This is a genomic window from Streptomyces sp. NPDC051976 (genome assembly GCF_040680795.1).
In the GTDB taxonomy this organism is placed as follows: domain Bacteria; phylum Actinomycetota; class Actinomycetes; order Streptomycetales; family Streptomycetaceae; genus Actinacidiphila.
Map to the genome: position 1 here is coordinate 337,056 of NZ_JBFAXL010000004.1, position 22,082 is coordinate 359,137.

18 protein-coding genes, 1 tRNA gene and 1 pseudogene are annotated in these 22,082 nt (G+C 68.8%); 6 read left to right on the plus strand and 14 right to left on the minus strand.

Features of this window, described 5'->3' with window-relative positions; genetic code table 11:
• Nucleotides 1-59: 59 nt before the first annotated feature.
• From AB0M29_RS07300 to AB0M29_RS07315, 4 genes are all read right to left on the minus strand, one after another.
• Complete coding sequence (locus AB0M29_RS07300; protein ID WP_365380172.1) at nucleotides 60-1,379, minus strand: NAD(P)/FAD-dependent oxidoreductase; 1,320 nt, start codon at nucleotides 1,377-1,379, stop codon at nucleotides 60-62.
• Between the two features lie 6 nt (nucleotides 1,380-1,385).
• Complete coding sequence (locus AB0M29_RS07305; RefSeq protein WP_365380270.1) at nucleotides 1,386-2,222, minus strand: SDR family oxidoreductase; 837 nt, start codon at nucleotides 2,220-2,222, stop codon at nucleotides 1,386-1,388.
• 237 nt (nucleotides 2,223-2,459) lie between these two features.
• Nucleotides 2,460-3,074 (minus strand): GNAT family N-acetyltransferase, encoded by a 615-nt coding sequence (locus AB0M29_RS07310; protein ID WP_365380174.1) that lies wholly within the window; start codon nucleotides 3,072-3,074, stop codon nucleotides 2,460-2,462.
• The gene (locus AB0M29_RS07315) at nucleotides 3,071-5,983 is read right to left on the minus strand and encodes a glycoside hydrolase family 2 TIM barrel-domain containing protein (protein WP_365380272.1); all 2,913 of its coding nucleotides are present in this window, start codon (nucleotides 5,981-5,983) and stop codon (nucleotides 3,071-3,073) included. Before AB0M29_RS07315 ends, AB0M29_RS07310 begins: the two co-directional genes overlap by 4 nt.
• Before the next feature lie 376 nt (nucleotides 5,984-6,359).
• On the opposite strand from AB0M29_RS07315, the gene AB0M29_RS07320 reads away from it, so the two are divergent.
• On the plus strand, nucleotides 6,360-7,034 hold the full coding sequence (locus AB0M29_RS07320) for a hypothetical protein (RefSeq protein ID WP_365380177.1): 675 nt from the start codon (nucleotides 6,360-6,362) through the stop codon (nucleotides 7,032-7,034).
• A 31-nt stretch (nucleotides 7,035-7,065) separates the two neighbouring features.
• Here the strand turns inward: AB0M29_RS07320 and AB0M29_RS07325 are convergent, their stop codons facing one another.
• Together AB0M29_RS07325 and AB0M29_RS07330 are read right to left on the minus strand one after the other, a co-directional pair.
• Nucleotides 7,066-7,968, minus strand: a complete 903-nt coding sequence (locus AB0M29_RS07325) for a transketolase C-terminal domain-containing protein (RefSeq protein WP_365380180.1) — start codon at nucleotides 7,966-7,968, stop codon at nucleotides 7,066-7,068.
• 165 nt (nucleotides 7,969-8,133) lie between these two features.
• Nucleotides 8,134-8,781 (minus strand): transketolase, encoded by a 648-nt coding sequence (locus tag AB0M29_RS07330; RefSeq protein WP_365380275.1) that lies wholly within the window; start codon nucleotides 8,779-8,781, stop codon nucleotides 8,134-8,136.
• Between the two features lie 201 nt (nucleotides 8,782-8,982).
• Here AB0M29_RS07330 and soxR point away from each other — a divergent pair, with 201 nt between their 5' ends.
• Complete coding sequence (gene soxR, locus AB0M29_RS07335) at nucleotides 8,983-9,450, plus strand: redox-sensitive transcriptional activator SoxR (protein ID WP_365380183.1); 468 nt, start codon at nucleotides 8,983-8,985, stop codon at nucleotides 9,448-9,450.
• Between the two features lie 33 nt (nucleotides 9,451-9,483).
• On the opposite strand, the gene AB0M29_RS07340 is transcribed toward soxR, so the two are convergent.
• Nucleotides 9,484-9,774, minus strand: a complete 291-nt coding sequence (locus AB0M29_RS07340) for a YiaA/YiaB family inner membrane protein (RefSeq protein ID WP_365380185.1) — start codon at nucleotides 9,772-9,774, stop codon at nucleotides 9,484-9,486.
• 173 nt (nucleotides 9,775-9,947) lie between these two features.
• Between AB0M29_RS07340 and AB0M29_RS07345 the strand changes: the two genes are divergently transcribed.
• Nucleotides 9,948-10,021 (plus strand) — tRNA-Pro (locus tag AB0M29_RS07345).
• 131 nt (nucleotides 10,022-10,152) lie between these two features.
• Here the strand turns inward: AB0M29_RS07345 and AB0M29_RS07350 are convergent.
• Nucleotides 10,153-11,397 carry a site-specific integrase gene (locus tag AB0M29_RS07350; protein ID WP_365380187.1) on the minus strand — a complete coding sequence of 415 codons (1,245 nt, stop codon included), beginning with the start codon at nucleotides 11,395-11,397 and terminating at the stop codon, nucleotides 10,153-10,155.
• Between the two features lie 647 nt (nucleotides 11,398-12,044).
• On the opposite strand from AB0M29_RS07350, the pseudogene AB0M29_RS07355 reads away from it, so the two are divergent.
• Nucleotides 12,045-12,918, plus strand: a pseudogene (locus AB0M29_RS07355) (integrase).
• Between the two features lie 323 nt (nucleotides 12,919-13,241).
• Here the strand turns inward: AB0M29_RS07355 and AB0M29_RS07360 are convergent.
• From AB0M29_RS07360 to AB0M29_RS07375, 4 genes are all read right to left on the minus strand, one after another.
• Nucleotides 13,242-14,009: a hypothetical protein gene (locus AB0M29_RS07360; protein ID WP_365380189.1), complete on the minus strand. Its 768-nt coding sequence runs from the start codon at nucleotides 14,007-14,009 to the stop codon at nucleotides 13,242-13,244.
• Nucleotides 14,010-14,011: 2 nt separating this feature from the next.
• A complete protein-coding gene (locus tag AB0M29_RS07365; protein WP_365380192.1) occupies nucleotides 14,012-16,099 on the minus strand; it encodes a hypothetical protein in 2,088 nt (695 codons plus the stop codon).
• Nucleotides 16,096-16,527, minus strand: coding sequence for a hypothetical protein (locus AB0M29_RS07370; RefSeq protein ID WP_365380195.1), 432 nt, complete (start codon nucleotides 16,525-16,527; stop codon nucleotides 16,096-16,098). Before AB0M29_RS07370 ends, AB0M29_RS07365 begins: the two co-directional genes overlap by 4 nt.
• 829 nt (nucleotides 16,528-17,356) lie before the next feature.
• On the minus strand, nucleotides 17,357-18,406 hold the full coding sequence (locus AB0M29_RS07375) for a serine/threonine-protein kinase (RefSeq protein WP_365380197.1): 1,050 nt from the start codon (nucleotides 18,404-18,406) through the stop codon (nucleotides 17,357-17,359).
• 24 nt (nucleotides 18,407-18,430) lie between these two features.
• On the opposite strand from AB0M29_RS07375, the gene AB0M29_RS07380 reads away from it, so the two are divergent.
• Complete coding sequence (locus AB0M29_RS07380) at nucleotides 18,431-18,904, plus strand: hypothetical protein (RefSeq protein WP_365380200.1); 474 nt, start codon at nucleotides 18,431-18,433, stop codon at nucleotides 18,902-18,904.
• Here AB0M29_RS07380 and AB0M29_RS07385 read toward each other — a convergent pair.
• Nucleotides 18,879-19,328 (minus strand): phosphoribosyltransferase, encoded by a 450-nt coding sequence (locus AB0M29_RS07385; RefSeq protein ID WP_365380203.1) that lies wholly within the window; start codon nucleotides 19,326-19,328, stop codon nucleotides 18,879-18,881. The genes AB0M29_RS07380 and AB0M29_RS07385 overlap by 26 nt on opposite strands.
• A gap of 1,346 nt (nucleotides 19,329-20,674) precedes the next feature.
• On the opposite strand from AB0M29_RS07385, the gene AB0M29_RS07390 reads away from it, so the two are divergent.
• On the plus strand, nucleotides 20,675-21,070 hold the full coding sequence (locus AB0M29_RS07390) for a hypothetical protein (protein ID WP_365380206.1): 396 nt from the start codon (nucleotides 20,675-20,677) through the stop codon (nucleotides 21,068-21,070).
• 131 nt (nucleotides 21,071-21,201) lie between these two features.
• On the opposite strand, the gene AB0M29_RS07395 is transcribed toward AB0M29_RS07390, so the two are convergent.
• The coding region (locus tag AB0M29_RS07395) for a hypothetical protein (RefSeq protein WP_365380208.1) at nucleotides 21,202-22,082 on the minus strand (881 nt) is incomplete at its 5' end.

The following is a 22,082-nucleotide window of genomic DNA, read 5'->3' on the forward strand; positions in this document are numbered from 1 at the left end:
GGTCTGCCCTGCGGAGGAGGCGGGGCTGAGGAGGGACAGGATGCGAGGGGAGGTCGCTGTCAGGACGGCGGTGGGGGCGCCGTCGACGCGTCGGTGCCGGGCATGGTGAAGGCGCGCTCGCGTCGCGAGCTGGTGGCGAAGGCGACGGACCAGCTGAGCACCGCCCCCAGCCTGCCGCGGAAGCCGGTGAGGAAGGCCAGGTGGATGAAGAGCCACGCGAGCCAGCCGGTGAAGCCCGACAGATGCACCGGACCGGTCTTGACCACGGCCCGGCCGCGGGCGATGTAGGCGGCGCTGCCCAGGTCCACGTACTTGAAGGGCTTCGGCTTCTTCGTCCTGCCTTCGACCTGGTGCCGCACACTCCGGCCCGCGTACGCACCCGACTGCATGGCGACCTCGGCCAGGCCCGGCAGCCGGTTCAGGCTCATCACGTCGCCCGTGACGCGGATCTCCGGATGGCCGGAGATGGTGAGGTCGGGTTCGACGAGGATGCGTCCGGCCCGGTCCTGCTCGGCACCGGTCGCCCGGGCCACCGCGGCCGCGATCGGCGGCGCCTCGACGCCCGCCGTCCACAGCACGGTGCGTGCGTCGAAGCGGGTCGTCGCGCCGGCGTGGTCCTTCACGGTCAGGCCGTGCGCGTCGATGTCGGTGACCATCGTGCCCAGGTGGAGCTCCACGCCGAGGCTCTGCAAGGACCGGGCCGCGCGGTGGGCCAGCGGTGGCCCGAACGCGCCCAGCACCGCGTCGGACCCCTCGAAGAGCAGCACCCGGGCGGCGGCGGAATCGATCTTCCGGAACTCCCGGTCGAGTGTGTGGCCGGCGATCTCCCGGATCTGCCCCGCGAGTTCGACCCCCGTGGGGCCGCCGCCGACGAGCGCGAAGGTGAGCCACTGCTGCCGTTCCCGGTCGTCCGCGGCCGTTTCGGCCATCTCGAACGCCCGGTAGATCCGCCGGCGGATGTCCAGCGCGTCTTCCAGGGTCTTCATTCCGGGGGCGTGCGCGGCGAACTCGTCGTGCCCGAAGTACGACTGGCGCATCCCGACCGCGACGATCAGATCGTCGTACGGCAGCGCGACGGATCCGCCCTCCGGCCGCCGGGCGTGAACCAGCCGGGCGCCGGCATCCACCTCGGTCGCTTCGGCGAGCACGCAGCTCACATTGTGGTGGCGCCGCAGGACCCCGCGCAGCGGCTGGGCGATCTGCCCCTCGGACAGGATCCCGGAGGCGCACTGATACAGCAGCGGCTGGAAGAGGTGGTGGGCACGGCGGTCGACGACGGTCACCGCGACCGGTGACTTCCGCAGGGCGCGGGCGGCGAACAGCCCGGCGAACCCCCCGCCGAGGATCACCACCCGGCGGGGCGTGACATGGTCCTGCATCGGAGATCAGCCTCCGGTGGCGAAGCCGGGGAAGAGCGTCATTCCGCCGTCGACATAGAGGGTGGTGCCGACGACGTAGTCGAGCAGGTCGGACGCCATGGCGACGACGGCGTCGGCGATGTCCTCGGGATCCCCGACCCGCCGGTACGGGATCAGTCTGAGCAGGTCGGCCTCGGCGTCGGGGGTCTCCCAGGCGGCCCGGTTGATCGGCGTGCGAATGGCGCCGGGGGCCACGGCGTTGACCCGGATGTGGTGCGGTGCGAGCTCCTGGGCGAGCGTCGTCATCAGCATGCCGACACCGCCCTTGGAGGAGGCGTAGTTGACGTGACCGGACCACGGGACGATCTGGTGGACCGAGCTCATGCAGATGATCTTCCCGGCCGACCGGGACACCTCGGGCACGACGCCGCGCCGCATGAACTCCTTGGCGGCCTCCCGCGCGCACAGGAACTGCCCGGTCAGGTTGACGTCGATGACCTTCTGCCACTGGGCGAGCGTCATCTCCGTCAGGGTCGCGTCCCGCTGGAGGCCCGCGTTGGCCACCATGATGTCGATGGTGCCGAACTCCTCGACCATCCGCGCGACCATGGCGGTCACCTGGTCCTCGTCGGACACGTCGGCCTCGTGGGCGTAGGCGCGGACCCCGAAGCCCTCGATCTGCTTCACGACGTTCTCGGCCTCGTCCGCCCCGACGACGTAGTTCACCACGACGTCCGCACCGGCCTGGCCCAGGGCAACGGCGGTCGCCAGGCCGATGCCCGAGTTGGCACCGGTCACCAATGCCTTCTGGCCCTTGAGGAGCTGCGCGGACGTCGCCCTTCGGTTCTCGACTTTCGCTGCCACCACGATCTCTCTTTCGGCGTGTCGGACAGCACGCCGTCAGAAAGCGGGCGACGCGCGTGAGGAAGGCCGGGACCCGGCCGTCCCGCCGGGACCGGCCCAGGAGCCACCGCACACCCGGCACCACGACAAAAGCACCCTGCCTCGCGGGCGGAACCAACCGGCGCGCGGCCCAGCCCATTTCGGCGGGGTATGTCACACGGTCGGGCTACGCCTCCGGCACGCGCGCCGCTTCCGGAGCTAGGTGGCGCGCCCCAGGTAGGTGAGTTCGCCGGTGTCCGGTAGGGCGATCTCGTGGAAGCCGAGGCGGTCGTAGAAGGCGCGGGCGCGGGTGTTGGTGGTGAGCATGCCCAGGTGGACGGCCGGGACGCCGCGGGTGGCGAGGGCGGCGAGGAAGGCTGTCATCAAGGCCCGGCCGTGGCCGCCGCGTTGGAAGGCGGGCAGGACGTCGATGTGGAGATGGGCCGGGTATGCCGCGAGTTCGGGCAGGACCATGCGCTCCGGGGCGTGCAGGAGGCCCGCCATCACCTCGCTGGGGGTGACCCGCGCACCGGTGGGTGGGGGGAAGCGGTCGGCGACCGTCGGGAGCCATTCCCGGCGGAAGCGCGCGGCGAAGGCGGCGGTGTCGGCGGTGCCGAGGATGTAGCCGACGGCCTGCCCGTGGCCGTCGTCGACCACGAAGGTCAGGCCGGGGTCCAGCACCGCGTACGGGGCCGCGAAGATGGCGCCGAGCAGGTCGTGGTCGCGCTCCGGGTAGTCGCCGCTGGCGTCCTCGCCGCCCGCCGCGGTACGGAGGCATATGTCGTACAGCGCGGGCAGGTCGGCGGGGCGGTACGGGCGGACCGCGGCGGTCACTTGGGCTCCAGGCTGGTGAAGGTGAACGAGAAGGCGGCGGGCGCCGCCCGCAGCCGGTGCTGGGGCAGCACCTCGGGGCCGCAGGAGTGGCTGCCGACGCCGTGCACGGCGTGGTCGAGGTGGAGCCACACATGCTCGCCGCGGACCAGCTCGTGGGTGTGCTCCGCCGCGTCGAGGGCCTCGGTGGACCAGGGCCGCACCGTCAGCCAGAACGGCGGCTCGGCGTCCACCCGCACCCCCGTACCGTCGTCGCGGCGCAGTTCGGCCCAGCGCACGTCGGGGCGGGCGCCGTTCTCCTGCGGGCGGACGTACGGCGTCTGGAGGTCGGCGATCGAGCTGCGGTAACGGCCGATACGGGAGGCCGCCTTGGTGTCCGCGTACGCCTCGCCGGGCCCGCCGCCGTACCACTCCACGCGGTCGAGGCTCGGGCACAGCCCGCTGCGCACGCCGAGCCGGGGGAGTGGCACCGGCCAGTCGCCCTCGGGCTCCACGTCCACGTGCAGGGTGAGCTGGTCGCCGGTGGCCGTCCAGGAGTAGACGGTGCGCAGCGCGAGGTCGGAGGCGGCCGGGGCGACCCGGGTGGCGACGGTGAGGGTGTCACCGCCGATCGTCACCCGCACGATCCGGTGCCGCATCCGGTCGAGCCCCAACTCGCGCCACCTGCGGGCGAGTTGGCCCTCCGGGTACCAGTCCATGCCGTGGTCGTTGTCCGTCGGGGCCCGCCACACGTCGAGGACGGGACCGGCCACCACCGAGCCGCCGAAGTACTTCAGGGCGCCGCTGGCCGCGTCGAAGGTGCCGCGGCCCAGGACGATCAGCCCGCCCGTGACCAGCCGCGGGCTGTGCGGGCCGCCGCGCCGCAGCTTGAAGGCGCTGCCCCGGGCCGGCTGGCCGAACTGCGCCCACGCCACCTCGTGCCCGGCGGGCGCCCACGCGGTGTCCTCGGCGAGCACCGCCCGCACCGTCCACCACTGCTCGCCCGCCGCCATCGTCCGCGGGATCAGCGGCAGATGCAGCACGGCGCTCTCCCCGGGCAGCACCGGCGGCACCTCCAACCGCCCCGAGTCGCTCTCCTCGCCCGCGACCTCGAACGACCAGCGGAAGGACAGCCCCGACAGGTCCGCGAAGTCGTACAGATTGGTGATGGTCACCGTGCCGCGCTCCGCGTCGCCCTCGATCCGCACCGGCTCGACGACCTTCTTGTACTCCAGCAGCCCCGGCGACGGCGTGCGGTCGGGGAAGACCAGCCCGTCGCACACGAAGTTGCCGTCGTGCAGCTCCTCGCCGAAGTCGCCGCCGTACGCGAAGTACGTGGTGCCGTCGGCGGTCCTGCGGCGCAGCCCGTGGTCGATCCACTCCCAGACGAAACCGCCCTGGCAGCGCTCGTACGTGGCGAACAGCCGCTGGTACTCGGACAGTCCGCCGGGCCCGTTGCCCATCGCGTGCGCGTACTCGCACAGCACGAACGGCATGTCGCGGCGGCGCTTGTCCAACTCGGCGTCGGCCAGCGGTGCTTCCTCGCGGCGGCCGATCAACTCGGTCTCGGCGTGGTCGGCGTACATCCGTGAGTAGACGTCGGTGTCGGCGCAGGTCAGGTCGCCCTCGTAGTGGATCGGGCGGGCCGGGTCGCGCTCCCTGATCCAGGAGGCCATCGCGGACAGGCCGCGGCCGGTGCCGCACTCGTTGCCCAGCGACCACATCACCACCGAGGGGTGGTTCTTGTCGCGCTCGACCATGCGGGCGGCGCGGTCGAGCAGCGCGGGCGTCCAGCGGTCGTCGTCCACCGGGTTGCCGCGCCAGCCGACCACCTCGAAGCCGTGCGTCTCCAGATCGCACTCGTCGACCACCCACACGCCCAGTTCGTCGCACAGCTCCAGGAAGGCGGGGTGCGGCGGATAGTGGCTGGTGCGTACGGCGTTGATGTTGTGCTGCTTCATCAGCAGCAGGTCGCGGCGCATCGTCTCGGGGTCGGCCACCCGGCCGTGGTCCGGGTCGAACTCGTGCCGGTTCACGCCGCGGAACAGGATCCGCCGCCCGTTGACCTTGAGGACGCCGTCCTCGACGGCGACCGTGCGGAAGCCGATACGCAGCGGGATCCGCTCGCCCTCGGTGGCCAGCTCCGCGTCGTACAGCCGCGGGATCTCCGCCGACCACGGCTCGACGGGCACCGTCACCGTCTCGCCCGTCGCGATGTCCAGGTCCAGCTCGGGTACGGTCACGCTGCCGCCGGGCTCGCACTCCACCCGCAGCGTCCCCGTGCCGGTGGTGTGGTCGTAGTCGCAGTGCACGAAGAAATCGGTGACGGCGCCCTCGGGCCGCTCGATCAGGGTGACGTCCCGGAAGATCCCGGGCAGCCACCACATGTCCTGGTCCTCCAGGTAGCTGCCGGACGACCACTGGTGGACCCGTACCGCGAGGACGTTGCCGCGCGGCCGCAGCAGCTCGCCCACCTCGAACTCCACCGGCAGCCTGCTGCCCTTGAAGGTGCCCAGCTCCTGCCCGTTGAGCCAGACCCTGGCGCACGAGTCGACGCCGTCGAAGCGCAGCACCGCGGCGCCGCCGGGCCAGTCGTCGGGCAGGTCGAAGGCCCGCAGATGGTCACCGGTCGGGTTCTCGGTGGGCACGTACGGCGGGTCGACGGGGAAGGGGTAGCGCACGTTGGTGTACGCGGGCCGCCCGCTGCCGGGGCCCGGCCCGTTGCCCAGCGACTGGCCCTGCAGCGGCCAGTGCGCCGGGACCGCGAGCACGCCCCACCGCGAGGCGTCGAACCCGGGCCGCGCGAAGCTGTCGTCCTCCGCCGTGGCGGTCGCCGACAGCCGGAACCGCCACGCCCCGCCCAGGTTCACCCGCCGCGCGTCCGACACCGCCCACCACGCCCGCGGCGCCAGCGCTCCGCTGCCGGGTGACATGTCCTCGTAGTACGGGAGCGCCTCGGCCTGCCCGGCCCCGTCAGGCCCGGTCCCCGTGGGCCCGATCCCCGCCTGCGCTGCCCCAGCGTGCGGCGCCTCGTGCATGGTGCTGCTCCTCAAGTCCTCAAGTCCCACGGTGCCGGGATATGCCTGTGGTCTGCGGAATGATTCTCCTGAGGTGGGGGGCCGCGCCGCTAGGGGCTTTCGCGGTGAGAGCTGTTCCGGTGATCGGTTTCTTTCGGCGGGGCGGGGCCGCGTCACGGGGGTTCGGCCGGAGCAGCGCGATCCCCGACTGCCTTGGCGGGCAACGGACTTGACCGTCCCACCGCGACGCTGGGACCATTCCGGCCCTATCGCGTACGGGGGGACCGACCAGATGACGACGCACTCCGCGCCCAGCCTCGCCGCCGCCGGGGCGGCAGAACCGATCCTCGGACTGAAGGGCTCGTCGGCGTTCGTCCTGATCGCCGCGGTGATCGTGGTGATCGCCGCGATCGCCGTCGTCCCGCTGATCATGGACGTACGCCGGGCCACCGCCTGGCGGCAGCAGCTCACCGACCGGCTGATCGACCAGGCGGCCACCGACGCCGAGGTACGGGACTTCCTGCGGGATCTGCGCGAGCCGCGCGGCGTCCGCGGACTCACCCGCAGCATCATCGCCGTCCTCATCCTCGCCCTGGTCGGCTTCGCCCTCGCCGTCGCGATGCTGTCGTCCGGCGCGGACTCCGGCGACCTCCGCAAGACCATCGTCACCTCGCTGATGACGGTGCTGGCCACGGTCTCGGGCTTCTACTTCGGCACGCTGGGCGCTCAGAACAGCGCGGAGGACGCGCGGCGGCACGCGGCCGGGGTGAAGACGCCGCCGTCGCCGCCGTCGCCTCCCGCGGCGCCGGGTGTGCCGGGCGGTGCGGCGGGCGGGTCGCCCGGGGACGCCGGGGGAGCGGGCGGTCACGGCGACGGTGGGCCGGGTGCGCCCGATCCCGCGCCCGTGCCTGCACCCGCACCCGCGCTCTCGCCGGTGCCGGGGCCCGCTGCCGCGCCCGAGGCGTGAGAAGGGGCTTTCGCGCCGCGCCCCAGCCTCCTCAGACCCGCAGGAACGCGTCGATCCGGCGCCGTAGCCCCGCCGCGTCCAGGCCGTGCCCGGCGATGTGCTCCTGCCGGCTGCCGTAGTGCCGCAACTCCTCGCGGCGGGTGCCGAGCGAGAGCACGCGGTGCGGGAAGTCGATGAGCGCCTCTTCGGCGTGGGCCGCCGAGGTCCCGGCGAGGTACGGCTCCACCAGGACGAGATCCGGCGCGCCCGCCCGCGCGGTGGCCTCCCGTACGGTCGCCGCGTCGAACGGCCGTACCGTCGAGGCGTACAGCACCGTCACGTCCCGCCCGCTCGTCGCCTCCAGCACGGCGTCCAGCATCGGCCCGACCGCGAGCACCACCCCGTCGCGCCCCTCGCGCAGCACCTCGAAGCGGCCGGGCGACACCGGCCGCGCCGCCGCGTTCGACTGGTCGCTGAGCCGTACGTACACCCGGCTGTCGCCGTCCGCCGCCGCGTGCCGCAGCAGCGCCTCCGCCTCGTCGGGGTGGCCGGGCACATGGACGGTCCAGCCGTCCAGGGTGTCCAGCAGGGCCACGTCGCCCGGTGCCTGGTGGGTGCGCCCACCGGCGGCGATGTCGTACGACGCCCCCGCGCTGACCAGCACCGCGCCCACGCCCTGGTGGCCGAGGTCCAGCTTCACCTGCTCGAACGGGCGCTCCACCAGGAAGCTGGCGAAGGTGTGCACGATCGGCCGCAGCCCGGCGAGCGCCAGCCCGCCCGCCGCCCCGACCAGCAACTGCTCCCTGATCCCGACGTCGATCACCCGGTCGGGATGAGCACGCGCGGCGTCCTTGAAGCGGTCGCCGGAGATCACGGCGAGCACGACGGCGAGCCGCGGGTCGGCGTCGAGGAGTTCGGTGGTGACGGCGGAGAAGCGCTCGCGCATGGTGTCCATCAGGGTGCTCCCGAATTCGTGTGGTGGTGGGTGGGTGGGTGCCCGGGTGTGAGCGGCCGGGGTGGCTGTACGTGCGGGCGTCCGTGCGGCTGTCCGTGCGGGCGGGTGAGCGGCCCGGGACGGCCCGGGGGTGGCCCAGGGACGGCCCGGGGGTGGCCGTCCGCGTCAGGACTTGGGTTCGACCTGGGCGACGACGGCGTGCGGCCGCCCCGGGTGCGGCGCGGTGAACGCCTCGTACAGCGCCTCGTGGTCGCGGCCGTCGACGGTCACCGCCGACCAGCCCTCGGCGGCGAACCGGGAGGCCAGCCCGCCGCGCCAGCCGTAGGTGGCGGAGGCGTTGTCGACGGCGACGACATGCAGTCGGTCCAGCCCCACGGCCCCGGCGAACTGCACCGCCTCGTGGTTGCTGCCCTCGTCCATCTCGGCGTCGCCGACCAGCACCCACACCCCCGGGTCGGTGAGCCCCTGGGCCCGCAGCCCCAGCGCGGTGCCCACCCCCAGGCCGAGCCCGTGCCCCAGCGACCCGGACCCGATCTCCACCCCCGGTACGAGCATCCGGTCCGGATGGTGGCCGAGCGGGGAGTCGTACGCCCCGAAGCCGGTCAGCCACTCCTGCGGGACGAAGCCCTTGGCAGCCAGCACGGCGTAGTACGCCATCGGCCCGTGGCCCTTCGACAGCAGGAACCGGTCCCGGGCGGGGTCGCCGGGGTGCGCCGGATCCACCCGCAGTACCCGGTCGTACAGCACCCACAGCACATCGAGGGTGGAGGTGGCCGCAGGACCGTGCTTCTCGTCGCCGGTCATCTGCGACATCAGCCGTCGCAGGTCCTGGTACCCGTGCCGTGCCGCCGCATCGGTGGCTGCCGGGCGGGTCGTCGGGATGGGCGTGGGGCGGGTCGTCGTGCTTGCCGCGGGGCTGGCCGTCGGACGTGCCGCCGGGCTTGTCAGGTGACGTGTCATGGGTCGACCTTGCGACGTCAAGCCGACTTGAGGTCAAGCGTATCCTCGGAGGTTGTGACGCTCTCCACCCGCGACCTGCTGCCCATCGGCGAACTCTCGGCGCGCAGCGGCATCGCCGCCTCCGCGCTGCGCTACTACGAGGACCTCGGCCTGATCCACTCCGAGCGCACCTCCGGCGGCCGGCGCCGCTACCGGCGCTCCACCCTGCGCCGCCTGGCCTTCATCCGCGCCGCCCAGCGGATCGGCCTCTCCCTCGACGAGGTCGGCGCCTCCCTCGCCGAGCTCCCGGTGGACCACGCCCCCAGCCCCGCCGAGTGGAACCACGTCGCCGGCGCCTGGCAGCAGCGCATCGACGACCAGATCGCCGAGCTCCAGCGCCTCAAGGACCGGCTCACCGGCTGCGTCGGCTGCGGCTGCCTCTCCCTGACCCGCTGCGGCCTCTACAACCTCGGCGACCAGGCGGCCCGCCGCGGCCCGGGCGCCCGCTACCTCCTCGGCGACGAGCCACCCCCGGCCGCGTAAACCCCCCGGCGACCACGCTCGGTCGCCGGGCCGCTACAGCCCCTCCACCTTGAAGGGATCGTGCTCGGCCAGCAGCTTGTCCAGCCGCGCCTGGTCCACCCGGCTCACGACCTGCCCCTCCTGCTGCCGGTCCCGCACCACCTTCGCCAGCGTGAACGCCGACGTCACCACGTACAGCAACCCCACCCCCAAGAACGCCCGAACCCATCCGCCCACCGGCAGATAGGCCACCCCCACCACCATCGCCCCCAGCGCCAGCGCGAACGAGAGCGCCGCCTGCGCGGCATACGCGGCCGTCGTCTCCTGCTGAATCGGTTTCGTCATACCCCCACGCTCCCCCCACTGTGACCCACCCCACATGAGTACCCGTACTCAACTCCCCCCGCTCCCCGCCCCCATCCACCCCCCACTCATGCCGCGCGCGAACACCACCCCAGGTGCGGTATTGTTCTCATGCGCGGTCAGCCGGGGGTCCACTCACCCGGACGATCAAGCACCGGGACGTGGCGCAGCTTGGTAGCGCACTTGACTGGGGGTCAAGGGGTCGCAGGTTCAAATCCTGTCGTCCCGACGGTGCGATCAGCGGGTTCGTCGGCAACGACGGGCCCGCTGAATGCGTTGGTGGTACACGTGATGGCACGGTGATGACAGCTCTCATCGCTCCCGTCCGTCGGCGCGGCCCGGTTTCGCCGCATGGACCTGTCAGGCCGCTGCGGCGTCACTGCCGCCACCGGCCGCCAGATCCGCCTGTTTGTAGGCTTCCCCCAATGCGGTGACGGCGTCGCGGGCGGCGTGGGGGAGCAGGTGGCCGTAGAGGTTCACGGTCGTCGACAAGGTCGAGTGCCGCAGCGTCTTGGAGACCACGGCGAGCGGGACCTGTGAGCTGATCATGATCGTGGCTGCCGTATGCCGCAGATCGTGCACCCCGATCCGGGGCAGTCCGAGGTCGGCCGAGCGCCGGCGCAGTTCCGTGAGCACCGACTGCGGCCGCAACGGGGAGCCGTCCTCGCGGCAGAACACCAGCCCCTCCAGTGGAGCCCCTTCCGGCAGGCGTGCGCGCGCCTGGACCTGCTGGCGCTCCAGTGCGATGGCGACGCGTGGGGACAGGCTGACCCAGTTGCGGCTGGCCTTGGTCTTGGGGTGGCCGAGGAAGAGCTGGTTGTTGTCGACGGCGGTGAGGTTCCACCGCACCAGCAGCACGTTCTCGGCCAGGTGCACGTCCGCCCAGTGCAGCCCGAGCGCCTCGCCGCGCCGCATGCCGGTGCCGAGCAGCAGCTCGAAGATGTCGGCGAACTGGTCCGCGTAATCGGTGTGGTTGTGCCGCAGGAACGCGGCGGCCTGACTGGGATTCCAGCAGACCCGCTCGCCGGCCGCCGGGCGCGGGATGAGCGAGTACCGACACGGGTTGTCGGCGATGAGCCGGGTCCGCACGGCGGCGCCCAAGGCGCTGGAGAGAGCGGCCCCGGCGCGGTATACGGCCGTTCGCCCCCGGCCGAGGGCGAGTTCGCGATCCGACCACGCCACGATGTGCCGCGGCCGCAGGTCGACCAGACGCATGGGCCCGAATGCGGGAATCAGATCCCGCTGCACGTTGTCGCGGTAGCGGGCATAGGTGGTGGGACGCAGCGGCTCCTGCTTCGAGCGCAACCAGGCGGTGAGGTAGGCCGCGACCGTGAGATCGGCCTGCGTCTCGAGCCCGCTCTCCTCGTTTTCGAGCAGTTGTGCCAGCGCCGCCGCGGCAGCGCTACGGGTGGGGAATCCGCTGCGGCAGCGGGGCCGGCGCCGTCCGTCGATCGAGGGCAGATCGACCGCGAACGCCCAGGATCCATGTCGCTTCCTGCCCTGGAGTTCCGGACAGGCTGCCCCGAATTGCCGCCTGTCGGGCCGGCGGCAGCCGCACCTGCGGTAGACGCGGCCGCGTGGCGGGGGAGTGGCGGTGACGGGCATAGTGGCGTCCTCCACATTCGACGTGTCCCTACCATTCGATGGGGCCGACCTGGCGCGGCAGGGGGCGTGACCTGGCGATTGCGGGGCGGTGTGCCATCACCTCGCCATCACCCCGACTGGGCCACGGGCTTGGCCAGAGCGTTTCCCTTGAGATTCGGCATCGTCTCGACGGCGGGTGATGCTATCGGCCGTCAATACATCCATCCGAGCTGCGTGTGCACCTGAAGCAGGATGACTGATATGCCACGCGGATCAGCCTGTACGCAACTGCGCGCAGACGCTTGGTAACGGGCCATCTGACGCCGGACCGGATCGGACGCCCTCGGCCGCCGTGCGTTGGCTGTCCAGGTGATCACTGGAGAAGAGCCCGTCCGTGGAAGACTGCCGTGAGGAGCTGTGGGTCCCCCCTGCTTCAGGTGCGGCAGACGTGCGCGATCGGTGGGCCAGCCTGGTTCGACCGTTCCGTGCCAGCGCCTCGCTCGTGTCCCCTGGCGGACACTGCGGGTGCCGATAAGACCGCACAGGTCACGAACTTGATCACTGGCCCCCGGAGCTCTCCTGCCACTCGGACCGATGTCCTCATCCACTCTGGGTGCAGAGGGCATCATGATCTGTCGTGCTGCTTCGCGTTCCTTCGTCTGCTGCCGATGAGTGACCGTGACAAGGACATCGAGATCCTTGCTCTGCGGCACCAGCTGCTGATCCTGCAACGCCGGGCCGGCAAGCCCGCTTTCACCGACGCCGATCGTGCCATCCTCGCCGGTCTGCTCCCCCACCTCCCGATGGGCAAGCTCCGCCAGCTCCTACTGCTGGTACGTCCGGACACGATGCTGCGCTGGCACCGCAACCTGCTCAAACAGCGCCATGCTGCTACCTGCATGCCAAAGCGGCGTGGACGACCACCTACGATCCGCTCCATCCGCGCCCTGGCCTGCGCCTCGCCCACGAGAACTCCTCGTGGGGATACCGCCGCATCCACGGCGAACTCGCTTCGCTCGGGATCGAGGTCGCCGCCTCCACCGTCTGGGAGATCCGCGTGGAGCACGGCATCCCACCCACGTCGGAACGAGCGAGCACGCCGTGGGCCGACTTCCTGCGTGGGCAGACAGGCGCCCTGCTCGCCTGCGACTTCTTCGAAAGGCGCACCCTGACCGGAGCACGCCTGTATGTCTTCGCCATCATCGAGCACTCCACCCGGCGCATCCGGATCCTGGGCGCCACCGCACAATGGGTCCTGCAGCTCGGACGCAACCTTGCCATGGACCTCGAAGACGCGGGCAGCAAGGCCAGCTTCTTGATCCGCGACAGCGACTCCAAGTTCACGGCCGCCTTCGACGCCGTGCTCGCCGACGCCGGACTCGAGATCGTCAGGAGCGGCATCCGGGTACCGCGTATGAACTCCTTCATGGAGCGCTGGATCCAGACCTACCAGCGCGAACTCCTCGACCGAACCCTTGTCTGGAACCAGAGCCACCTTCTCCACGCGCTCCGAGAGTCGAGACCTTCTACAACCAGCACTGACCGCACGGGTCTGGGGCGCGCTCGTACCTCGCGCGTCACCCCGCTGTCTACCGACCGCATGCCGGATTACCTATCAGGCAGAGGTGGGTTTGGTGCTGTGGGTGGTGTCCGGTAGGTGGTCATGGTGCCGGTAGGGCAACTCGTCAGGGTGGAGATCGATCCGGGCTCGGCGCCATGCAGTGTCGTAGCTGATGTTGCCGTTGGCGTAGCGTGTCAGTTGCCATGCACGCCAGCTTGTGCGGGGCGCCAGTAAGCACCGCCACAGGGAAGTACTCATTCGCGACGCCTACGGTCAGCGTTCCTCGGTATGAGCCCGGTGGTGTTCATCCGCCGCTCGGAGTGTCAGGTGGCATGTGCCCCTTGAGTAGCGCCTGGGCTTTCGCGGCGTGGTGGGGGCGCTGTGCGCCCTCCATGCCAGCAGCCAGAAGTGTGTAGAGCATGCGCTTTTGGGCGTGATCGGGGAAGCTGGTCAAGAACTCACGCACAACCTCGATGGCCTGATACTCAATCGTTCGCTCGTGCTCCGGGCGGTGTTGCGCGAAGACTGCCGCGAGCGCCCTCGCGTCCTCAGCCAGTGAGGGAAGCTTTGACCACTGGGCGTCTTCGCGTTCGACCCAGCGCAGAAGCAAGGCCGCCGGGTCGGCGAGTTCCGCCGCGGCCGCCTCCACCTTCTGCTGACGCAGAATGTCTGTCATAGCCTGACTGCGCTGCGCAGCGAGAAGAGCGCCCACCGCTGCCTGATCGTCGGGTAGGAGTTCGAGCGTCAGCTCGGCCCTGAACGTGAAAGTGGCCTGGGCCGGCAGCGTGCGCTGTTGGCGTAAATGATGCTCGATGCGGTCGCGTGCCGTTGCGAGGTCCGCCGGATCGCAGGACTTGGAGACATCTTCAGCAGCCGTTCTCAGCACTGTTCGGACCGCGTGCACGATCTCCTTGTCCGTCTCCGCATATGGGGGGTCGGTCAGGACGCTGGCTGTGATCCGTGCGGTGAAGCCGATGCCGGGGCATGAGCTGCGCAGCCGGGCGTCGAAGCGGGTAAGTCCACGCCGCAGCCGTCTGCGTGTACGGCGCCGCGCCCATCGAGAGACCGCCACCGTCAGGACCCCGCAGGGGAAGGCTCGTTGTGCAGGGCGGCCGACAGAGTGGGCGGCAGCCTTAGATCTTTGCGCAGTTCGATGACCGCCGCGTCGTTGGCCACACCCGGTTCGCCGAAGATGAGCGCGGAGATGGGCGTGGAGTACAGGTGCTGCACCACGACTTCGTTGAGGATCTCGGTGACAGTGCCTTCCGGTACCTGCTTCGATTCCCGTGCGCGGGCCCAAGCGACCAGGAGTTGTCGGCATTCGGCATCGACTCGGGAGTCGGCCAGGGCCACGTTCCATCCCTCCACCAGGGCATCCTTGACGTCCGGGTCCTGTTGGGCGGCTGCGAGCATGACTTGCAGGACGTATGGGGCGACGCTCGGGTCCAGGAGTGAGAGAAAGGCCCGGTGACCGGCCAGGTGCTTCTTCTCAGTGGCCCACTTGATGACGGTGCTCCACACCCGCGGCAACTGGCCCTCGCGGGCGGCGATGTCCCGCAATGCGTCCTGGGCAGCCAGTACGGCGTCGTCGGCGGCGGATCGGTCGAGAATGTGTCGCAGTCGTACGAGTGACTGGCGCGGGTAGTGTTCGGCGAACTCGCCCTGGCAGACCAGTGCTACGACCGTGGCCACGGCTTCAGTCGAGGCCTGGGCGGAGTCCAGCAGCAGGGCACGGACCTCGGCCCCCAGGGTGTCGGACTCGGCAGCGACGGTGAGGACGCGGGCGATCAGTTTGCGGTGCTCGCTGCTGTCGTCGCCCTTGTCGATCCAGGCGTGGATCTGGTCGATGACACGGATGTCCTTTTCGGCGACGGCCAGTTCGACCAGGAGGTCGCTGATGGCGGCCAGCCGGTCGGCGGCGAGTCCCTTGGGGGCGGTGAGGGCGTCGAGCCACTGCAGTATCGGCGCGTGAATGTCGGCGCGCTGCCGCCACAGGTGCAGAAGAACGGCCCGGGCGTAACCGGGTTTGTGCCCCAGCGTGACGCTCCGGCCGGTGACCTCGGCCCCCATCCTTTCGAGGCGGGTGGTCAGGTCGGGCCCCGTCAGGATCGCGCGGACGTCTGTTTTCTCAGGTTCGTTCAGCAGAATCCGGGCTCCGCTTTGGACGGTCAGGGCGTCTTTGCGGTCGAGGAAGAGGGCGGAGACGAGCAATGCACGGTCTTCAGGATCCTCGTTCGTGGCCTTGAAGACGCCTTGGACATCGTTGCCCCACTCCTGGAAGGTGCTCAGAGCGGTCTTGAGGCCTTCTGCTGTGCCATCGGCGTGGGCAAGTGCTGTGGCCAGGCGCACACCGTCCGCGGGACGACTGCTGTCATTCAGCAAATGGGCGGCCGAACCAGGCTGCTCACCTTCCGACGAGGCAGTGCTAAGCCATCGGAGGCGGTCTGGCTTGCGGTGCACCATCTCCAGGTGTGCCTCCGCCACGCGGTGCGCGGATGGCCGCGCCGTCGCGCGGACGAGCACGCGGGCCAATGTTCCCGAGCCGTCCGGCCAACCGTGGTCGTCAGCGATCACGACCAGGTACGAGCCAACGTAATTGAGCCTCTCCGCGTAGTTGACGAGCTGTTCGGCCACATTGCCGGGGTTGTGCCACGAGCCGATCTCCGCCGCGACATCGAGCAAGTACCCTCTGCCGGGGTCATCGGGCAGCACTGAAATGTCAGGTGACCCGGGGCGCTCCCAGTCGGGTCGGATCTCCTGCAGTGTGAGCGGACTGCCCCGCATCTCCCGTTCCCTACGGGATACCTCCGCCAGGGCTTTGATCCCGGCCGTGCGCTTGCCGTAGCCGGAGGCGCCGGCCACGACGGCCAACCGTGGCCCTTCCCGGGTAAGCCGCTCAACTGCTTCGCCGGCCGTGTGGACCTTCTCGTCCCGGGCGCTCAAATCCACCCATGCCAGTTCCACGACATCCAACTCAGCCTGAGGAATGTCGGCCACGGGCAGCTGGGGCTTGCTGCTCATGGTGACGGATCCAGCAGCAACGATGATCTTCGAGTTCTGGTTGCCTCCCACGTCGACCCGGAATTCCGGCGCCCACGGGGCAGCAGGTGGCGGAGGCGGAGTAGGAGGCGGGACCGCACCGACGAAGGACTCGTCGCTCACCGACCCACCTCGGGCCTGCCGTAGTGGAAGCCCCCCGACGCGTTGATCGCCCCACCTGAGATGACGACCTGGCTGTTGGTGTTGTGGTGCACGTTCGTCCGGGCCCCGGCGACCGCGCTATCGCCCTCGACCTGCTCCGTCAGCCGCTGCAGTTCAGACGCCGCGTCCGGATGCCGCTGAAGAAAGGCCGCCAGCTGGATCAGCAGTTCGCCGCGCAGCCGCTCCTCCACCGGTCCACGCTCGCTCTCCGGGCTGTCGATGAGTTGCTGCCGGGCGCCGTCTACAAGCATCAGTACCTGCTCGGCGCCCCGCTCACCGTCCCGCCGCAGCATCCGGGCCACCACCGCCCGCACGGTCTCCCAGGTGCTCTTGGCCATCTCGGCGACCAGAGCCGCCGCCCCCACGCCCGCGACCTGCATGATGTCCAACGCGTTCCCCCATGATCGTGACAGGCTCCGAGCCGACGGCTCCGCAGGCGTCGGCGGCATATTCGACACATCAGGGTGGGTGCCGACTCGGGACCCCGCAATCGAACATATTTACCACATACTGGAATCGGATATTCCCAGGTGGGTAGAACAGGTCATCTAGTGAGGTACGGCCCGGTGCGAGCGGCAAGCACTCGCAGAAGCTGCAGTACAGTGCGTCGCCCTGCTCCAGGGCGGGCGCAATCTGGCCAGAACCACTCGGGGGATGATTGTCCGAATCTGAGCTACATGTGCAGAGAAGGAGTATTGAGGCCTCTCCTGCGCGTGTGGTGCCAATGCGCCTACGCGATAACTGGGGCGGCTGCGGCTCTACCCGGAGTGCATGTGCGCGGCTCTCGTGCTCAGCGGTCTGGTCGCGCTGGTCCTGGCAGCACTCGTGGGTCGTTAGGAGACCGTCGATGAGCAGCCCGTCGGTGATAGCCGGGCGAGGACGTCGGTGTCGACACCGGCCCGTCCGGGACGCGTCCGGAGCAGGGAGGGTGTCGGCGACAGCGCCGCCAGTATCAGGTTCGGCCGCCGGGCGATGGCTTCGCAGATTGGTGCCCAATCCACGTTCCCGACCACCTACTCCTCCCGATCTGGGAGGTTCCTGAATGAGCCCGATCTACGGACGAGTGCTGCCGCATCACGATGCAATGGGCCGGCTCCTGCGTGGTGGCCCGGAGCGTTCTCTAAATTCCCTAAATCTCGAAACCAGCAACGCAGGGCAGCATTGAATGACCCATCAGAGGATATTCTGCACTCCGTCCCGGAACCACCACGAGCTAAATCAGAGATCGCGAAATAGCGCGCGAAGGGTTGTCAGGGCTCGATTTCGCGTCAGGTTTTCGTGCTCATGTGCACGCACATGCCCACCGGAAGCTCGCAGGACCTCAATGGCCAGCCGCCCCTTTGGCTGGGAAGTTACGCAGACCGTGACAGCCTTGGCCGTCGTGGTCTCCCCTCCCTCGAAACAGGAATCGTGTCCGCCGTGAGCCGGGATCTGTCGCCACGACCGGCGATGGTGATGACTGGAGGCAAGCTCGTTTGCAAATGCCTGAGCGCTTTGAGGGCGTAGTGCTGGATCTGTCGAAAGTGCCCGATCTATAATTTGCCCGAAACTTTGAGAAATATGCGGTGCAACATCGCGGAGCTTGTCAAATTCCCCGGCAATAATTCGATCCCGCCGTGATCTCTTATCCAGGGAAAGCGAGCCATTGGGGTATCTTCCGGAAACCATATAAAAGAGCGTGGCTGCCAGGGAGTAGATATCCGATGCAACTGAGCAAGTATCCGATTGCAAGACTTCCGGAGCCACGGTTGCGAGCGTTCCATCAGCCCCCGCGCAACCCTTCTCGTCCATCTGAACCGCCATGCCCAGGTCGCCGAGCAGGACGTCGTCGTGCGCATCTAGGTAAGCGTTTCCCGGCTTCACATCTCGGTGCAGTAGGCCTTCCTCATGCATCCGCTGGAGCCCGTACGCTAGCTGCTGACCCCAACGCGCCGCTTGTGCGGCGTCGACTCCATGAGGCCGACAAGCGTTCTCAAGATCATCAGCCATCACTGGGGTCGTGATATATCGAATATCTGTTCCAGCTATGACGTCCGCGTTGTGAACAGGCAGGAGGTACTGGCTTTGCAGGCGTGCTAGCACGCGCGCCTCATCCCAAGTGGCCGACACGCCGGACTTGGGGAAGAACAACTTAATCGCAACCTCGCCGTTGAGGTGCTCGTCCAGAACCCTGTGCACTTCACCAGCGTCGCCCTCCCCCAAGAGGCCGATGACCACGTATCGGTCGCTGATGCGGCTGCCAACTCTGCCGTCCACCAATCCTGACATGGCGCACACCCTATAGTGCTACGCATGGATGTACTTGGCGTCAGTGTGGGGTTCTCCGGCGTAGGGCGTCGTCCCGTGATCACCTGCGTCGTACTTAGTGGATCTTACGAAGATCCAATTTACGACGAGGGGTGCGAGCTCAAGACGGCCGAGACGGAAATCGTCGATCAGATCGACGACCTAGGCCGGAAGCTAAGTAGTAAACTCTCCGCCAGGACGCTCGGCGCTGTGGTCATCCGGATCGCAGACATGGCCCCAACGGGGAGCCGGGCTGTCGGGCCGCGTCGCCGCCTGATGATCGAGGGCGCATTGGCGTACGTGTGTAAAACACACAAGATCCCGAAGATCTTCTACCGTAGCGGCAAAGAGGTCGGCGAAGCTCTCGGAATTAGCAAGGCCGATGCTCTACAGCTAGGGAAGGACCTCGACTCCAAGCGTCCAGAGGCGACCTCTGCCGCCTTGTCTGCGCTTCCTAAGCCAAGCCAGAACTCGTCGTAGAGCCCTGACGCTCCGGAGGGACGGGGCCAAGTACGTCCAACACGTCCACTCCGCAATCAGAGGCACGCGCCGCCACTGCGGTCAGTTGATGGAGCACGACCGCGTGAACATGCTGAGCTCCGGCTGTGCGAGCCACGCGGGCCGCTTGGGCGACTGACATCCCACTCGCCAGATTGATGTCCACGATCAGAACCTCAGCTTGTGCCCCGGCCACATGGGTGGTCAGGGCCACCAGCTGGTGGTACTCCGACAGCAAGGCCCCAACCAGTCGCTCTGCCGCTGGACTGGCAGCCAGGATGGATCGGGCCTCGTACTTCCGGGCGTAACTCATGATCTGCTCGGCGGCAGCGCGCAACTCACCTGGGTCGGCCAGACGCTCGATGTTGTCTTGAGCGGTTTCCACCGCCTCTAGCAGATTGCTCATGTCCCCCACTCTCGCCGAGCCTGGCGCACCTATCAACCGCAGTCTTCATGGACAACGAGCAGATGCCAACAGCGATGCGGAATCCGTTACCAAGTAGGCCCCGTAGTAGTAAACGTCTCGCAGAATCCTGGATCGAAGCCCAGGACGGTTGGCTCCTACGCAACCATCGATCTGAGCAGCCACAGTCCGCTCTGCGCGCCGACCGTGCTCCACGCGGCATCTCCTTGAACATCAGTACCTCGGCGCTCTTTGTGAGGCTCCGCCGCACCATGAGCGCTTGGCAAGCGCCCGCACCGCACCCCCGCACCGCCGGCTGTCCCAGCATCTGCGCTGCTGAATTGGCGGCGACATCCTGCAGCCCCCATCGTCGGTGCCCGGTCGTCGAGACGGCCACGAGCGACCAGGCGGTTGAAGGCGCACCAAGGATCAGGTGGATCAAGGAATCAGAATATGTCGCCGAAGGTGGTGGTCAGCGAGTCGACGAGGTGCTTCGACGGTCGGCAGATCGTCTTGCCTTGGGGTCGGTGGACCGGGTGTGATGATCAGCGTCGACATCTTCTCGGCGATTGAGCGAACTGACCCGTCCCCGGCCAGGCACGGGGAGAGCTACTCCCAGTTCGTCGACCGCGTCGCGGGAGTCTTCTGGGATCAGGTCCGGGACCTGATCGAGGACTGGTTCTCCCGGCTGTGCCCGGACGCCCAAGCGGACGTCAGGGGACGTCTGCGCTCCAGGGACGACCGGCAGTCCAAAGGAGCCTTCTTCGAGTTGTATCTGCATGAATGCCTTCTCCGGATGGGCTACGACGTGACCTGCCACCCGGAAGTCGACGGGACCAGCCGCCGCCCGGACTTCCTCGCGGAGAAGGACGGCGGCGCGTTCTACCTGGAAGCTCGAGCAGCGTCGCCAAGCGACAGCTCAGTGCGCGCGGTCGCGAGGGTCAACACCGTGTACGAGTCGCTTGACAAGATCGACAGCCCGAACTTCTTCCTGTGGATCGACGTGGAGAGGCAGGGGGGACGGCCCCCTGCGGGCTCGCCCGTTGCGCTCCACACTGGAAGAATGGCTGGCAGAGCTGAATCCAGACGCCTACCGGGATCGCGGGAACGGCCGCCGCGACTTTTCAGGTATGCCCTACGAGGCGGATGGGTGACGGATCCAGTTCCGCGCGCTTCCGAAGTCACCGGAGGCGCGCGGGAAGGATGGCGTGAGGCCCCTAGGGATCTACGGTGGGGGACAGCCCTTTTGGGTACAGGACGAGGAGGGCATCAAGAGCGCGCTACGCGACAAGGGTTCCGCCTACGGGCCGCTCGGTGCCCCGTACGTCGTCGCGGTGGCATTGAGCAGCATGACCATCGATGAGGGCGACGTGAAGAACGCGCTGTACGGCACCGAGGCCCTGCTGATAGACACCGGGCCCGGCGCCGAGGACCACTCGCACACTATCGTCCGCAAGCCGGACGGTTACTGGTACAAGGGCGACCGTTGGGACCACCGCCACGTGTCTGCAGTGCTCGTTGTCAATCAACTGCACCCCGCCTTGGTGGGCACCCAACAGCACACCATGTGGGAGCACCCCGACCCTGAGTGGTCCATACCCCCTCTCCCGATGTGGCGCCGCTCGACCCTCGACGCCCACGGCCTAGTGCAATTCGTTGAGCCTGCGCGCACGCCGACGGAGTGGTTTGGCCTGGCTAACCCGTGGCCCATCGGGAAGCCCTTCCCGCGGAGGGGCCGATCCTAGAAGGGCCCCGCGCTCCTGCTGGCAAAAGCGGGAAAAGGGCGACAGTCGCCACGAGTTGCCACAAGCGTGCCAACGCCTGCCAAGGCATGGTCACCATCGCAGCAACCCGACCACCGTCCGGCGTACCGAAGCTACGCGAACCACCCCTCCGCCTCGTGTCGCATCCCGCACGTGTTCGCCCTGAGGCCCACCTCTCGGAGGGTCTTGCCCTGCCGCAGGGCGACGGCCGCCAGGGCGCTGAGCGAGATCGCGGATGGCTCGCCCTCGGTCGCAACCGCCTCCTGTGGTGCCGTGATCGCTCGCTCGAGGCGCTCCTCCGCCCGTACGTCCCGCTCGAACTCCTCATCCGTGGGGTCGATCGTGCAGCCCAGGGCCGCCAGGTCCGCCGCGACGTCAGCTCGAGGGCGGTCGACGTGCCTGGCGATGGCGTAGAGCTCGACGGGGGTGACCGGATAGAAGCGCATGAGCAGAGGAAGGGAATAGCTAAGGGAGGACGTATCTCGTTCGCTCAACTGGTCGAGTTCTTCGACGTCCACCGAGACTGTGTAGCCGAGTGTGGTCAGAGCCTCGGCTAGCGCGGACAGGCTGTGCTTTTTCGTGTCCGCCATGTAGATGAGCTGGGGGAGGAAAACTGGCTCGTCCATGAGATGGAGCGTGTATACGTCAAGTTTGCACTCGGCGAGCAGGGCGATACTTCGGTCCAGCGGATCGCTCGGGGCGGGATACGTTTTGGGAACGTCGTGTCCGAGGTTCCGTAGCCGTGCGGTCACCTCGGCTACCCCCTGGCCGGTGCGGCGGGCGATGAGGTAGAGCTGTGGCCACGGTACTGGGCGGCCCGTCACCACCGGTGTCCGCTCCTCGCTGAGAAGTCGCCGGTCGTCGTCGGTCAGCTCGTCCACGTTTTCGGTGTCGGGCATTAGCCTCGCCGTTTCGGTTGGGGTGATGAGGCGTCGCTGAGGGGTCCGCTGTCGGGTGGCCGATGCGATTTCGGTGCTCGGGCATGGCGGAGTCC

What these genes read in the sequence shown, in the direction of transcription:
- AB0M29_RS07320 (WP_365380177.1), top strand. Translation starts at nt 6,360, where the DNA reads ATGACGACGCACTCCGCGCCCAGCCTCGCCGCCGCCGGGGCGGCAGAA.
- AB0M29_RS07340 (WP_365380185.1), bottom strand. Translation starts at nt 9,774, where the DNA reads ATGACGAAACCGATTCAGCAGGAGACGACGGCCGCGTATGCCGCGCAG.
- AB0M29_RS07390 (WP_365380206.1), top strand. Translation starts at nt 20,675, where the DNA reads ATGACCATCGATGAGGGCGACGTGAAGAACGCGCTGTACGGCACCGAG.
- AB0M29_RS07380 (WP_365380200.1), top strand. Translation starts at nt 18,431, where the DNA reads ATGGATGTACTTGGCGTCAGTGTGGGGTTCTCCGGCGTAGGGCGTCGT.
- AB0M29_RS07325 (WP_365380180.1), bottom strand. Translation starts at nt 7,968, where the DNA reads ATGGACACCATGCGCGAGCGCTTCTCCGCCGTCACCACCGAACTCCTC.
- AB0M29_RS07315 (WP_365380272.1), bottom strand. Translation starts at nt 5,983, where the DNA reads ATGTCACCCGGCAGCGGAGCGCTGGCGCCGCGGGCGTGGTGGGCGGTG.
- AB0M29_RS07350 (WP_365380187.1), bottom strand. Translation starts at nt 11,397, where the DNA reads ATGCCCGTCACCGCCACTCCCCCGCCACGCGGCCGCGTCTACCGCAGG.
- AB0M29_RS07300 (WP_365380172.1), bottom strand. Translation starts at nt 1,379, where the DNA reads ATGCAGGACCATGTCACGCCCCGCCGGGTGGTGATCCTCGGCGGGGGG.
- AB0M29_RS07375 (WP_365380197.1), bottom strand. Translation starts at nt 18,406, where the DNA reads ATGTCAGGATTGGTGGACGGCAGAGTTGGCAGCCGCATCAGCGACCGA.
- AB0M29_RS07385 (WP_365380203.1), bottom strand. Translation starts at nt 19,328, where the DNA reads ATGAGCAATCTGCTAGAGGCGGTGGAAACCGCTCAAGACAACATCGAG.
- AB0M29_RS07330 (WP_365380275.1), bottom strand. Translation starts at nt 8,781, where the DNA reads ATGTCGCAGATGACCGGCGACGAGAAGCACGGTCCTGCGGCCACCTCC.